We start from the raw sequence: 12109 nt of genomic DNA, 5'->3' as shown, positions 1-12109 counted from the left end.
GGCTATTCGCCGAAGACGCGGGCGAAGATCGTGTCCACATGCTTCAGGTGGTAATCCAGGTCGAACTGCTCCTCGAGGGCTGATTCGCTCAGCAATGCCGAGACTTCCGGGTCTTTCTTGAGGAGGTCGAGGAAGTTTCCTTCCCCACGCCAGACCGGCATGGCGTTGCGCTGGACCATGCGATAGGCGTCCTCGCGCTGGGCGCCCGCGGCAATGAGGGCCAGGAGCACCCGTTGCGAATGGATGAGGCCACCCAGCTGGTCCAGATTGCGCTGCATGTTCTCGGGATAGACCACCAGCTTGTCCACCACGTTGGTGAGGCGAGCGAGGGCGAAGTCCAGATGCACGGTGGCATCTGGTGCGATGCCCCGTTCGACAGAGGAATGGGAGATGTCGCGTTCGTGCCAGAGGGCCACGTTCTCCATGGCTGGCACAACGGCCGACCGAATGAGGCGGGCAAGGCCGGTGAGGTTTTCGGTCAGCACCGGGTTGCGCTTGTGCGGCATGGCGGAGGAGCCCTTCTGGCCAGCGGAGAAATACTCCTCCGCCTCGAGCACCTCGGTGCGCTGCATGTGGCGGACTTCGGTTGCCAGGCGCTCGACCGAACTGGCGATCACACCAAGCGTGGCGAAGTACATGGCGTGCCGGTCGCGCGGGATCACCTGGGTCGATACGGGTTCGGGCTTCAGGCCCATGGCTTTGGCCACGTGGGCTTCAACGCGGGGGTCTATATTGGCGAAGGTGCCGACCGCGCCGGAGATGGCGCAGGTCGCCACCTCCTCTCTGGCACGGGTCAGCCGCGCGCGGGCGCGGGCAAACTCCGCATGGAAGGTGGCGAGCTTGATACCGAAGGTGGTCGGTTCGGCATGGATGCCATGGCTGCGGCCGATCACCGGGGTGTACTTGTGCTCGATGGCACGGCGCTGAAGGGCCGCAAGCAGGCCGTCGAGATCAGCCAGTAACAGGTCGGTCGCCTTGACCAGCTGCACATTCAGGCAGGTGTCGAGCACGTCGGACGAGGTCATGCCCTGGTGAACGAAGCGGGCTTCCGGTCCGACGATCTCCGCGAGGTGGGTGAGGAAGGCGATGACATCGTGCTTCACCTCGCGCTCGATCTCGTCGATGCGCTCCACGTCGAACCGCACCCCGCGCGCTTTCTCCCACAGGGTTTTGGCTGTCTCCTTCGGCACCAAGCCGAGCTCCGCCATGGCGTCGAGCGCATGGGCTTCAATCTCGAACCAGATTTGAAACTTGGTCTGGGGTGACCAGATCAAAGCCATTTCGGGGCGCGTGTAACGGGGGATCATCGGCGGCAAACTCGCTTCCATGAAGGCACGGCCGCTGCTTAGCAAATCAAGCCCCAGGGCTCAATGGAGGCAGCCCGCTATTGTGCTGAGGCCGGCAACCGCCTAAAGCGAAGGCACATGAAATGCGCCAGGGGGCGCTTCTGCAACAAGGATCAGGATTTCGCGCTCCATGGCCATACCGATCGCGCTCACCATCGCCGGCTCGGATTCGGGCGGCGGGGCTGGCATTCAGGCGGATCTCAAGACCTTCTCCGCGCTTGGCGTCTACGGGGCATCGGTCATCACCGCCATCACGGCCCAGAACACGCGCGGCGTCAGCGGCGTTGCCGATGTGGCCGCCGATATGGTGACGGCGCAGCTCGATGCGGTGTTCCAGGACTTGGAGATCGCGGCCGTTAAGATCGGGATGCTGAGCCGGGTGGACACGATCGCCGCGGTTGCGGCTGGCTTGCGGCGCTATGAGCCGCGGCACGTGGTGCTCGATCCGGTCATGGTGGCCAAGAGCGGCGACCGGCTGCTGCACGCGGAGGCGATCGGCGCCCTGATCGACCAGCTCTTGCCGCTCGCGACGCTGGTCACGCCCAATCTGCCGGAAGCCATGGTCCTGGGCGGCTGGTCGGGCGCGGTGAGCGAAGCCGAGATGCCGGCGATCGCGCGGGCGGTGCGTGACCGCGGCGCCCAAGCGGTGCTGCTGAAGGGCGGCCATCTCGATGCAGCGGACAGCCCGGATCTGCTGGTCACCGCCTCAGGCCAGCGGATGTTCCGCGCGACTCGCCGTATCACGGACAATACGCACGGCACTGGCTGCACCTTGTCCTCGGCGATCGCCGCGCTGCTGGCCAGGGGTAAGCCGCTGGACGATGCGATTGCTGGGGCAAAGGCTTATCTTACCGAGGCGATCGCCGCCGCCGACCAGCTGGAGGTCGGCCACGGCCACGGACCGGTGCATCACTTCCACGCGCTGTGGACGAGGTAAGGGATAGCGGGCGCTGCTGCCGACCTACCGCACCGAGCGCAGCAGAAAAGCCGGAATTTCCTGGTGCTGGAAGCTCAAGCCGCCCTCGATCGCGCCAATCTCGTGATCGCGCTGGCGGCCATTGCGGCGTGGACGCTGCTCATCCCCACCAGAGGAGCGGCCCTGCGTGCCGTGTTCCCCCTTGCGCTCCGCCGCGAGCTCGACCACGTTTTCGCGGTCCTGGTCGCGCCGGCCGCGCCGCTGACCTTTGCCTTCGCGCGTCGGGCGCTCGTCGGTCTTGCGTCCCTCAGGCTTGCCGCGCTTGCCGCCGCGGCGTTCGCCCTGGCGGTGCTCGAACCCGGCCGGCTCGCTTGCCGGATCCATCTCCGGGCCTTCCCACTCGATGGTCTTGCGGATCAGCTTCTGGATCGCCGCCAAGGCCTTGGTCTCGTGCCGGGTCGCCAGGGTGAAGGCGAAGCCTTCGCGGCCGGCCCGGCCCGTGCGTCCGATCCGGTGCACGTAATCTTCCGCATGCACCGGCACGTCATAGTTGAAGACATGGCTCACTGCGGGAATGTCGAGGCCGCGCGCCGCCACGTCGGACGCGATGAGATAGGTGATCTCGCCCGAGCGGAACTTGTCCAAAGTCTGCAGCCGGCTGTGCTGATCCATATCGCCATGCAGGGCGGCTGCATTGTAGCCGTGCTTGCGCATGGACTTCTCCAGCACCTTAACCGTGTCCTTGCGGTTGGAGAAGACGATGGCGTTGTTGATCGTGCTCTCCTGGCTCTGCAGCAGCTTGCGCAGGCATTCGCGCTTCGAGGCGGGATCGGAGGGGGCGTGCACAAGCCGCTGCACGATGGATGCGGCGGTGGATGCAGGCGGGGCGGCTTCGACCCGTGTCGGGTTCTGCAGAAAGGTCGAGGTCAGCCGCTGGATTTCCGGCGGCATGGTGGCCGAGAAAAACAAGGTCTGCCGGGTCAGCGGCAGCATCTTGCAGATTTCCTCGATGTCCGGGATGAACCCCATATCGAGCATGCGGTCCGCCTCGTCGACCACGAACAGCTCGATGCCGTTCAAGAGCAGCTTGCCATTCTTGAAGTGGTCCATGAGCCGGCCCGGCGTGGCGATCACCACATCGGCACCGCGGTCGATCTTGCGGTTCTGCTCGGCAAAGGAAATCCCGCCGATCAGCAAGGCGACGGTCATCCTGTGATTCTTGCCGAAGGTTTCGAACGCGTCGTAGACCTGGGCCGCCAATTCACGGGTCGGCTCGAGGATGAGGGCCCGCGGCATCCGGGCGCGGGCGCGGCCCCGCTCGAGCAGGGTCAGCATTGGCAAGGTGAATGCGGCTGTCTTGCCGGATCCGGTCTGGGCAAGGCCCAGAACATCCCGATGCGCCAGGGCCGGCGGGATGGCTTGGGCCTGAATGGGCGTCGGCTCGCTATAGCCCGCCGCCTTTACGGCATCCAAAACCCTAGGGCTTAGTCCAAGGTCATCAAAGCTCATATGGTGTAGCAGCTTGTCCGATGATTGCGCTGAGGCGCTCCGGCAGCAGCGCCGGGCGCAAGCTTCTGGCGGATAGATAATTATCGCGCGCTGTTTGTCAAACTTTTCCAGGCAAATGGGACAGCGAAACATCGAAATTCCGCTTTCCTGTTCTTGCAAGCCTCACGTCTCGGCAGAAGAAGAGCATCGTCCCGCAGGGCAAAGTGCCAGACGAGCGCAAGACTCCGGAGAGGCGGCTGCGGCGAGGGAGGTATTCGGCGCAAGCGATAGGCAAAGTGTCGGCCTCGCAACGGTCGCGCCTATCCCATGATTCTGAATAGACGTTACCCTCGACACCTGGGCGCGTTGGTGAGTACTATGGAGATGGGCCGCCTGGATGCAGACAGCGTCCCAAGCGGAACAGGAGGAGGGCCCGGATGCGTGCAGCACTGCAGATCACACGCGTCGAGACCAAGGCACTGACACTGCGTGAAATCCGCGCCCGGGACGCGCGCGCCTTCGCGGCCTATATGCTGCGCAAGGACTTCCAGCGCCATGTCGCAGTGCGCTACAGCTCGGCGGCGGATGTGCAAGGCTTCGTCGCCCGCTCGCTACGGCGGCAGATGAGCCCCAACCGCACGCTCTACCACCTGGCTGCCGAGCTCAAGGCTACCGGTCACGTGATCGGTGACGGCTTCATCCAACTGAACAGGCCGCAATCGGCGGAGATCGGTTGGGGGGTGCATCCCGATTTGTGGCGCCGGGGCTTCGCAACCGAAATCGGCCAAGCCTTGGTCGCCATCGGGTTCGAGCGGCTGGGCTGCTCGCGCATGTGGGCCAAGGCCTTCGCAGAGAACGAAGCCTCCATCCGCATCATGGAAAAAATCGGCATGCGGCGCGAGCGCTTTGCCCAGGACCAGTATGTCGGCAATGGGCTCAGGACGGATGTCTACATCTATTCTATGACGGCTGAAGATTACTTCGACGCGGCATATTGAAAACTCGCGTCTGCTCACGCCCGCACCTGTGTAGCATTTGCCACGCCCGATCGTTTTTTCTGGCGCAGGTCTCCCGGCGCGCAATGCCGGTGGAATAAGACGGGGATCTATGTAATAGTTCAACGTTGCTGTGCGCCAATCCTTAGGACGAGGCGGCGCTTTGCACATTCCGTTGCGCACCCGTTATTGACATTTTCGAAATCTCATTAGACGCTGTGCCCGTCCTGTTGGCCAGCCAAGAGGGGGATCTGACATGGCCCATAAGTTTGTTATCTCTAAGGACAAGAAGGGCGAGTATCGCGTCAATTTCAAATATAATGCCGAAACGATCTTCTCGACGGAAGGCTATAAGTCCAAAGCTTCGGCGCAGAACGCGATCGATTCCATCAGGAAGAACGGTCCTGACGCACAAATCGTCGACGAGACCTGAACGACAGTCCGGTTGTTGAGGCGGGCGCCAACTTTTTCTCCCGTTGCGCCACGTTGTGTAGCACCGATCTACACGCGTTATCGTAGTCTTTACAAGTTTGTGTTGGTGATGAGTAGTTCCAGGCACCTGAAGAAATAAGGTGCTTGGGCGGTTTTGCTTGGTCTAACACCTAGAACAGGATACGGACATGGAAAACCTGGTGCCTCTCATCCTCCAGCTCATCGCCGGACTTATCGGCGGCCATGCTGCTGGTGCAGCCGCCAAAACAGCCAGCCTCGGGCCGGTGGGCAATTCAGTCGCCGGCCTGGTCGGTGGTGGTGTGCTCGGACAGATCTTGCAGGCGGTTCTGGCCGCCAGCAGTGGAGCCGGTGCGGCAGGCCTCGACCTTGGGTCTATTGTGACGAGCCTGGTAGGCGGTGGCGCCGGCGGTGCCATTCTCACGCTTGCCGCCGGGCTTCTCAAGAAGATGCTGGTCAAGACCTGAGGCGGCGGCCAAAGGCTCGGCTGGGCTTTTCGCCTGAGCGGCCGGGTATGTCTGCATCGGCGGGTCCGTCTTCCGCCGCTGCCGGCCGCAAGTGATCGGGAACGTGCCCGCTGGGCGGTGGCAGGTTCTCGTTGAGACTCACGGGCGCCTCGGCCAGCGGTGGCCGGCAGTGAACTGAGCGCCGTATGGGGCCTATGGACGCCGCGGGCCGGCCGCCTGACGCAAGACCCGCGGCGCTCCCCATCGGATGCTTCGCCCGCCCGCTATGGTCACATAGCCGCGGGGTGATCGTGCCTTCGCAGTGGGAAGGCGGGCCGCGTCGGGCCGCGTATGGCGGTGCCGAGGCTCAGCGCAGGGTCAGCCTGCGCTTGCTGGCGGCATCCGGCACAAGGCCGGATGCCAGTTGGCGTTGAGCGCGATACCCGTAAGGGTGATCACACGCTGTAATACATATCGTACTCGACCGGGTGCGGCGTCATCTGGAAGCGCTCCTGCTCGGCCCGGCGAATGGCGATATAGGCCTGGATCTGGCCCTCCGTGAACACGTTGCCCTTCGTCAGGAAGGTGTGGTCGGCCTCGAGATTATCGAGCGCCTCGGTGAGGCTGGCGGCCACGTGCGGCACCTCCTTGAGTTCCTCCGGCGGCAGATCGTAGAGATCCTTGTCCATGGGTTCGCCGGGGTGGATCTTGTTCTGGATGCCATCGAGCCCTGCCATGAGCATCGCCGCGAAAGCAAGATACGGGTTAGCGGCAGGATCGGGAAAGCGCACCTCCACACGCTTCGCCTTGGGCGAGGTGGTGTGTGGGATGCGGCACGAGGCCGAACGGTTGCGCGAGGAGTACGCCAGCAGCACCGGCGCCTCGTAGCCCGGCACCAGCCGCTTGTAGGAATTGGTGGTCGGGTTGGTGAAGGCGTTCAGTGCCTTGGCATGCTTGATGATGCCGCCGATGTAGTAGAGGCACTCGAGCGACAGGTCGGCGTACTGATTGCCGGCGAACACCGGCTTGCCGTCCTTCCAGATCGACTGGTGGCAGTGCATGCCCGAGCCGTTGTCGCCGTAGATCGGCTTCGGCATGAAGGTGGCCGTCTTGCCGTAGGCATGGGCCACGTTGTGCACGACATACTTATAGAGCTGCATGCCGTCGGCGATCTTGGTCAGCGTGTCCCGGAAGATGCCGAGCTCGTGCTGGGCCGCGCCCACCTCGTGGTGGTGCTTCTCGGTCTTGACCCCCATCTGCGAGAGAACCGATACCATTTCGGAGCGGATGTCCTGGCAGCTGTCGATCGGGTTGACCGGAAAATAGCCGCCCTTCATGCGCGGCCTATGCCCGAGATTGCCCTGCTCGTATTCGGTGTTGGTGTTGGTGGGCAGCTCGCTCGAATCCACCCGGAAAGCCGAATGATAGGGATCGGTGACGAAGCGAACGTCATCGAAGATGAAGAATTCGGCCTCGGGCCCGAAGAACACCGTGTCGCCGATGCCGCTCGACTTGAGGAAGGCCTCGGCATTCTTCGCCGTGGTGCGCGGGTCGCGCTCATACGCCTCGCCGGTCGACGGCTCCAGCACGTCGCAGAAGATGCCCAGGGTCGCCTGCGCATAGAACGGGTCGATATGGGCCGACTCCGGGTCCAACATCAGCATCATGTCGGACTCGTTGATCGCCTTCCAGCCGACGATGGACGAGCCGTCGAAGGCTACGCCTTCCGCGAACATGTCTTCGTCGACAAGGTCCGCATCCATCGTCACGTGCTGCAGCTTGCCCTTGGGATCGGTGAAGCGCAGGTCGACGAATTTGATCTCCTTGTCCTTGATCAGCTTCAGGACGGACTCGGGCGTATGCTCGGTCGCCATGGATAATCCCCTTTTCAATTCTCAGAGTTGAACGTGTGAAAACGCCCGCGCCCGAAGGGGGAGCGCAGACGCCGATGATCCAGATCCTCCTGTCAGAGGGCGTCTGTGCCGGTTTCTCCGGTGCGGATGCGGATCGCTTCCTCAACGGTCGAGATGAAGATCTTGCCATCGCCGATGCGGCCGGTCTTCGCCGCATTCTGGATCGCTTCCACCGCCTTTTCGACCAGCTCGTCAGGCAGCACCACCTCGATCTTTACCTTGGGTAGAAAGTCTACGACGTATTCAGCACCACGATAGAGCTCGGTATGGCCTTTCTGGCGCCCGAACCCCTTCGCCTCGGTGACGGTTATTCCCTGCAGCCCGACCTCTTGGAGCGCTTCCTTCACTTCGTCGAGCTTGAACGGCTTTATGATCGCCTCAATCTTCTTCATACGCCCCGTCCTTAAAGTTCGTTCTCCAGGAAAGATCCCGTCCTCCGGCATGGCCGGCGGCCAGCATGCCATCGCAATGCTCGGCACTAGCGAATGCAGCCCCCATGCCAGACGGGGCGCGCCGATCATGAAGTACCGGAAAACAAGGTTTCCAGCCTTTCGTCCCGCTCCGTGCGGCGCCACGAGCCCCGCCGGGCAGCACCTTCTCTGGTGAAATAATAGGCAATTGGCTGCATTTTAGCCACGACGGTCTTGCGATCATGCGCAACTCTTCTTGTGGCGATGTAACAACGCTTGGCGAGGTATCGGATGGAGAACCGCTGTGCCCTGCTGACCCCCCGGCAGATGTATGAGGCGGACCGGCTGACCATCGCCGCCGGTACGCCGGGTTTGCTGCTGATGGAGCGCGCGGGGGCGGCAGTGGCCGAGCTTGCGGCTGCACGCTGGCCCGGTGCCAGGGTGCTGGTGCTGTGCGGCCCGGGCAACAACGGCGGCGACGGCTTCGTGGCGGCGCGTCATCTGGTCGAGGGTGGCGCAGCCGTGTCGCTGGCATTGCTCGGCTCCATGGAGCAGCTCAAGGGCGATGCGGCCCAGGCGGCCGCGGCATGGGCCGGTCCGGTAGCGACGCTGGAGCAGGGAGGCTTCGACAGCGCTGACTTGATCATAGACGGCCTGTTCGGCGCCGGATTGTCGCGGGCTCTCGACGGGGCTGCCGCCTCTGCGGTCGTGCGCGCGAATGCCAGCGGGCGGCCCATTCTGGCCATAGACATGCCATCCGGCATCGATGGAGAGACAGGGCAGGTGAGGGGTGTCGCGGTCAGGGCGGCGGCAACCGTCACCTTCTTCCGTAAGAAGCCTGGACATGTGCTGATGCCGGGGCGGGCCTGTTGCGGCGACGTCCACCTCGCCGATATTGGCATCCCCGACATGGTGCTGAATGAAATAGCGCCAAACCAGTTCGAGAATGGCCCGGCCGTGTGGGCGGATGCCATCCCGCGGCCGGATCCGGATGGGCACAAATACGCTCGCGGCCATGCGGTCGTGGTCTCGGGCGACAAGTGGCACACCGGCGCGGCACGGCTGGGGGCGCGTGCCGCGCTCCGTGTCGGTGCGGGCCTGGTCAGCGTGGCGGGCGAGGCGGCCGCGCTGGACGTGCTCGCCGCTCACTTGACGGCGATCATGCTGCTGGAAGCGGGCGATGCGGAAGCGCTGGTTGCGGCGCTTGGCGACAAGCGCCGCAACGCGGTGCTGATCGGGCCTGCAGCAGGCATCGACAACAGCACCAGAGACAAGGTGCTGGCCTGCTTGGCAAGCGGCGCCATGGTCGTGCTGGATGCCGATGCGCTCACCGTCTTCGCCCAAGAGCCGGAGACGCTGTTCGCGGCCATCAAAGCGCGTGCTGATCGAGGGGTGATCCTGACCCCCCATGAGGGCGAGTTTCGGCGCGTGTTCGGAGACCTGTGGGACACCACGCGAGCGAAGACCGAGCGCGCGATCGCCGCGGCCCGCCGCTCCGGCGCCATCATACTGCTGAAGGGGCCCGACACGGTCATCGCGGCGCCTGACGGGCGCTGCGCCGTCAACACCAACGCGCCCCCGACGCTCGCCACGGCCGGCAGCGGGGATGTTCTCGCTGGGCTCATCCTGGGACTGTGCGCCCAGCATGTGCCGGCCTGGCCGGCAGCAGCCATGGCGGCATGGCTGCATGGCGAAGCGGCAGCGGCCTTCGGGCCAGGGCTGATCGCCGAGGACCTGCCCGAGCTCGTGCCAGTCGCCCTGGCAAAGCTCATGGCGGGCTAAGATAGAGCGCTCTCCAAATCTGGCGCAGGTCTTGCTCAATTGCGGTTGAAAAATGACTGAGCTGTGCCCGCCTGTTTCAAAACGGAGCGAACAAGGCGGAAAGGGAGATGTCTCGATGGTCAAGGTTGCGGCGGCAGCGGGTGCCGGCCTGCTTGCGCTTGTGGTTTTCAGCGACGGGGAGCCGTCGATGTCCGCCATGGTCACGGCCCTGGCTTTCACCGGCTATGTCGCAAGCCTGGCCTGGATGATCAGACGCTAGACCCGGCACGATGCGTCCCGGGAGGCCAGGCTCGGCTTCCTTCGCGGCCCCTGGATTGCCGCGTCAAGCGCGGCAATGACGCGACTATAGACGTGACCTTCGGTTCGAGATCACGGTCAATGCCGGCTCGGCGCGCTTGTTCTGCACCGTCATGAATTAAGCGCGTTTGCGCTCTGGCGCGGCGAAAAGTCATTGTGCTATAGAGGCGCCCGACTATGCAGCCGGACCAGACGCCTTGCGCGCCTGCGGGCGTGGTGGAATTGGCAGACACGCGAGGTTTAGGTCCTCGTGGGCTCAAGCCCGTGGGGGTTCAAGTCCCTCCGCCCGCACCATTGGCGAGGTTTTCAGGCGGGCTGCATCTGGATCCGCTGATTGGTTGGCCGGGCCGCTCCCCGCGGTGCCGTGCCCAAGCTAACGAGGAATTGCGACGTGCAGGTGACCGAGACCCTGAATGAGGGCCTGAAGCGCGAGCTAAAGGTGGTGGTGGGCGCCCAGGAGCTGGAAAGCCAGCTTGAACAGCGGCTCCACGAGATCAAGGATCAGGTTCGGGTGCGCGGCTTCCGTCCCGGCAAGGTGCCGGTCAACCATCTGCGCCGCCTTTACGGCCGCTCCTTGATGGCGGAGGTGGTGCAGAAAACCGTAGACGACTCGAGCCAGAAGGCCATTGCCGAACGCAATGAGAAGCCGGCCTACCAGCCGCAGATCGCCCTGCCCGAGGACAAGGAGGGCATTGAGCAGATCATCGAGGGCAAGGCGGATCTCGCCTACACCATGAGCTTCGAGATCGTGCCCTCCTTCGAGGTGGGTGATTTCAGCGGCATTGAGCTCGAAAAGGAAGTCGCACCCGTCGACGAAGCCGATATCGACGACGCGCTGGCCAATATCGCTCGGAACTACCGCGAGTTCGAGCCGCGTGGCGAGGGTGAGACTGCCAAGATCGGCGACCAAGTGACCCTAGACTTCGTCGGCAAGATCGACGGGGAGCCCTTCGAGGGCGGCAGCGGCACCGATGCCAAGCTCGAGCTGGGCTCCAACAGCTTCATTCCCGGTTTCGAGGACCAGCTGATCGGCCTCAAGGCTGGCGAGAGCACCGTGGTGCACGTGACTTTCCCCGAGGATTACGGGGTCGAACGGCTCGCCGGCAAGCCGGCCACCTTCGATGTGACCATGAAGGAGGTCGCAGCGCCCAAGGAACTGGCGATCGATGACGAGTTCGCGAAGAAGCTGGGGCTGGAGGACCTGGCAACGCTGCGCCAGCGCATCCGCGACCAGATCGCTTCCGAATACGAGCAGGTGTCGCGGTCGAAGCTCAAGCGGCAGCTGCTCGACCGCCTTGACGAACGCTATGAATTCGCGTTGCCGGAACGGCTGGTGGAGGACGAATTCCAGCAGATCTGGCGGTCGCTGACCGCTGAAATGGAGCGGGAAGGGCGCAGCTTCGAGGACGAGAACACGACGGAGGAGCAGGCCCGCGCTGAGTACCGCCGCATCGCCGAGCGCCGGGTGCGGCTTGGGCTTCTGCTCGGCCGGGTGGGCGAGCAGGCCAATGTCTCCATCACGGACCAGGAGCTGCAGCAGGCGATGATCAACCGCGCCCGCCAGTTCCCGGGCCAGGAGCGGCAGGTGTTTGAGTTCTACCGCAGCAACCCGCAGGCGATGCTGGAACTGCGCGGCCCCATCTTCGAGGAGAAGGTGGTCGATCACATCATCGCGCAGAGCAAGGTTTCGGAGAAGCCGGTCACCCGCGAGGCGCTCTACGCCGATCCGGACGAGGGGCATGATCAAGCCCACGCTCATGATCACGAGCACTCTCATGATCATGACCATGACCATGCTCACGACCACGACCATAGCCACGACCACGCCGAGGCGGCCGCTGACAACGAGAAGAAGGGCAGCGCCAAGAAGAAGCCTGCGGCCAAGAAGACCGCCACCAAGAAGAAGGCCGAAAGCAAGTCCGAGGAGGAGTAGGCTCGGACCTTTTCGATCGGTGGGGAAGCCTGTCCTCGCAAGGCATTTGAGACGCTTCCCCGCTGAACCCTGGACCGCCGCGTCACGCTGGCAACGATCCGGGGCTGGTTTTGCCTGCCTGCGTCCATGAAGG

Annotated in this window: 11 protein-coding genes and 1 tRNA gene; 8 read left to right on the top strand and 4 right to left on the bottom strand. The window is 63.8% G+C overall.

Going from position 1 to position 12109, the window contains the following annotated elements; genetic code table 11:
- Positions 1-2 precede the first annotated feature (2 nt).
- A complete protein-coding gene (purB, locus tag E4P09_RS15495) occupies positions 3-1307 on the bottom strand; it encodes an adenylosuccinate lyase (RefSeq protein ID WP_137390814.1) in 1305 nt (434 codons plus the stop codon).
- Positions 1308-1476: 169 nt separating this feature from the next.
- On the opposite strand from purB, the gene thiD reads away from it, so the two are divergent.
- Complete coding sequence (gene thiD / locus E4P09_RS15490; protein ID WP_137390510.1) at positions 1477-2283, top strand: bifunctional hydroxymethylpyrimidine kinase/phosphomethylpyrimidine kinase; 807 nt, start codon at positions 1477-1479, stop codon at positions 2281-2283.
- Positions 2284-2307: 24 nt separating this feature from the next.
- On the opposite strand, the gene E4P09_RS15485 is transcribed toward thiD, so the two are convergent.
- Positions 2308-3771 (bottom strand): DEAD/DEAH box helicase, encoded by a 1464-nt coding sequence (locus tag E4P09_RS15485; protein ID WP_137390509.1) that lies wholly within the window; start codon positions 3769-3771, stop codon positions 2308-2310.
- Between the two features lie 416 nt (positions 3772-4187).
- Here E4P09_RS15485 and E4P09_RS15480 point away from each other — a divergent pair, with 416 nt between their 5' ends.
- From E4P09_RS15480 to E4P09_RS15470, 3 genes are all read left to right on the top strand, one after another.
- Positions 4188-4748, top strand: a complete 561-nt coding sequence (locus tag E4P09_RS15480) for a GNAT family N-acetyltransferase (protein WP_137390508.1) — start codon at positions 4188-4190, stop codon at positions 4746-4748.
- Positions 4749-5001: 253 nt separating this feature from the next.
- Positions 5002-5178 carry a YegP family protein gene (locus E4P09_RS15475; RefSeq protein WP_137390507.1) on the top strand — a complete coding sequence of 59 codons (177 nt, stop codon included), beginning with the start codon at positions 5002-5004 and terminating at the stop codon, positions 5176-5178.
- A 187-nt stretch (positions 5179-5365) separates the two neighbouring features.
- Positions 5366-5662 carry a hypothetical protein gene (locus E4P09_RS15470; protein ID WP_137390506.1) on the top strand — a complete coding sequence of 99 codons (297 nt, stop codon included), beginning with the start codon at positions 5366-5368 and terminating at the stop codon, positions 5660-5662.
- A gap of 434 nt (positions 5663-6096) precedes the next feature.
- Here the strand turns inward: E4P09_RS15470 and glnA are convergent, their stop codons facing one another.
- Both glnA and E4P09_RS15460 read right to left on the bottom strand, forming a co-directional pair.
- Positions 6097-7515, bottom strand: coding sequence for a type I glutamate--ammonia ligase (gene glnA / locus E4P09_RS15465; protein WP_137390505.1), 1419 nt, complete (start codon positions 7513-7515; stop codon positions 6097-6099).
- Positions 7516-7607: 92 nt separating this feature from the next.
- Positions 7608-7946 (bottom strand): P-II family nitrogen regulator, encoded by a 339-nt coding sequence (locus tag E4P09_RS15460; protein ID WP_137390504.1) that lies wholly within the window; start codon positions 7944-7946, stop codon positions 7608-7610.
- A 309-nt stretch (positions 7947-8255) separates the two neighbouring features.
- On the opposite strand from E4P09_RS15460, the gene E4P09_RS15455 reads away from it, so the two are divergent.
- From E4P09_RS15455 to tig, 4 genes are all read left to right on the top strand, one after another.
- On the top strand, positions 8256-9746 hold the full coding sequence (locus tag E4P09_RS15455) for an NAD(P)H-hydrate dehydratase (protein ID WP_137390503.1): 1491 nt from the start codon (positions 8256-8258) through the stop codon (positions 9744-9746).
- Positions 9747-9861: 115 nt separating this feature from the next.
- A complete protein-coding gene (locus tag E4P09_RS26040; RefSeq protein WP_170984457.1) occupies positions 9862-10005 on the top strand; it encodes a hypothetical protein in 144 nt (47 codons plus the stop codon).
- Between the two features lie 245 nt (positions 10006-10250).
- A tRNA-Leu gene (locus tag E4P09_RS15450) sits at positions 10251-10337 on the top strand.
- 97 nt (positions 10338-10434) lie between these two features.
- Positions 10435-11976, top strand: a complete 1542-nt coding sequence (gene tig / locus E4P09_RS15445) for a trigger factor (protein WP_137390502.1) — start codon at positions 10435-10437, stop codon at positions 11974-11976.
- Positions 11977-12109 lie beyond the last annotated feature (133 nt).

The organism is Rhodoligotrophos defluvii (genome assembly GCF_005281615.1).
Lineage (GTDB): Bacteria > Pseudomonadota > Alphaproteobacteria > Rhizobiales > Im1 > Rhodoligotrophos > Rhodoligotrophos defluvii.
Note: the sequence above shows the minus strand (reverse complement) of the source record. Positions and strands in the feature narration are given on the sequence as shown.

Coding starts and splice junctions, on each gene's coding strand:
- purB (WP_137390814.1), bottom strand. CDS start 1,307: ATGATCCCCCGTTACACGCGCCCCGAAATGGCTTTGATCTGGTCACCC.
- thiD (WP_137390510.1), top strand. CDS start 1,477: ATGGCCATACCGATCGCGCTCACCATCGCCGGCTCGGATTCGGGCGGC.
- E4P09_RS15485 (WP_137390509.1), bottom strand. CDS start 3,771: ATGAGCTTTGATGACCTTGGACTAAGCCCTAGGGTTTTGGATGCCGTA.
- E4P09_RS15480 (WP_137390508.1), top strand. CDS start 4,188: ATGCGTGCAGCACTGCAGATCACACGCGTCGAGACCAAGGCACTGACA.
- E4P09_RS15475 (WP_137390507.1), top strand. CDS start 5,002: ATGGCCCATAAGTTTGTTATCTCTAAGGACAAGAAGGGCGAGTATCGC.
- E4P09_RS15470 (WP_137390506.1), top strand. CDS start 5,366: ATGGAAAACCTGGTGCCTCTCATCCTCCAGCTCATCGCCGGACTTATC.
- glnA (WP_137390505.1), bottom strand. CDS start 7,515: ATGGCGACCGAGCATACGCCCGAGTCCGTCCTGAAGCTGATCAAGGAC.
- E4P09_RS15460 (WP_137390504.1), bottom strand. CDS start 7,946: ATGAAGAAGATTGAGGCGATCATAAAGCCGTTCAAGCTCGACGAAGTG.
- E4P09_RS15455 (WP_137390503.1), top strand. CDS start 8,256: ATGGAGAACCGCTGTGCCCTGCTGACCCCCCGGCAGATGTATGAGGCG.
- E4P09_RS26040 (WP_170984457.1), top strand. CDS start 9,862: ATGGTCAAGGTTGCGGCGGCAGCGGGTGCCGGCCTGCTTGCGCTTGTG.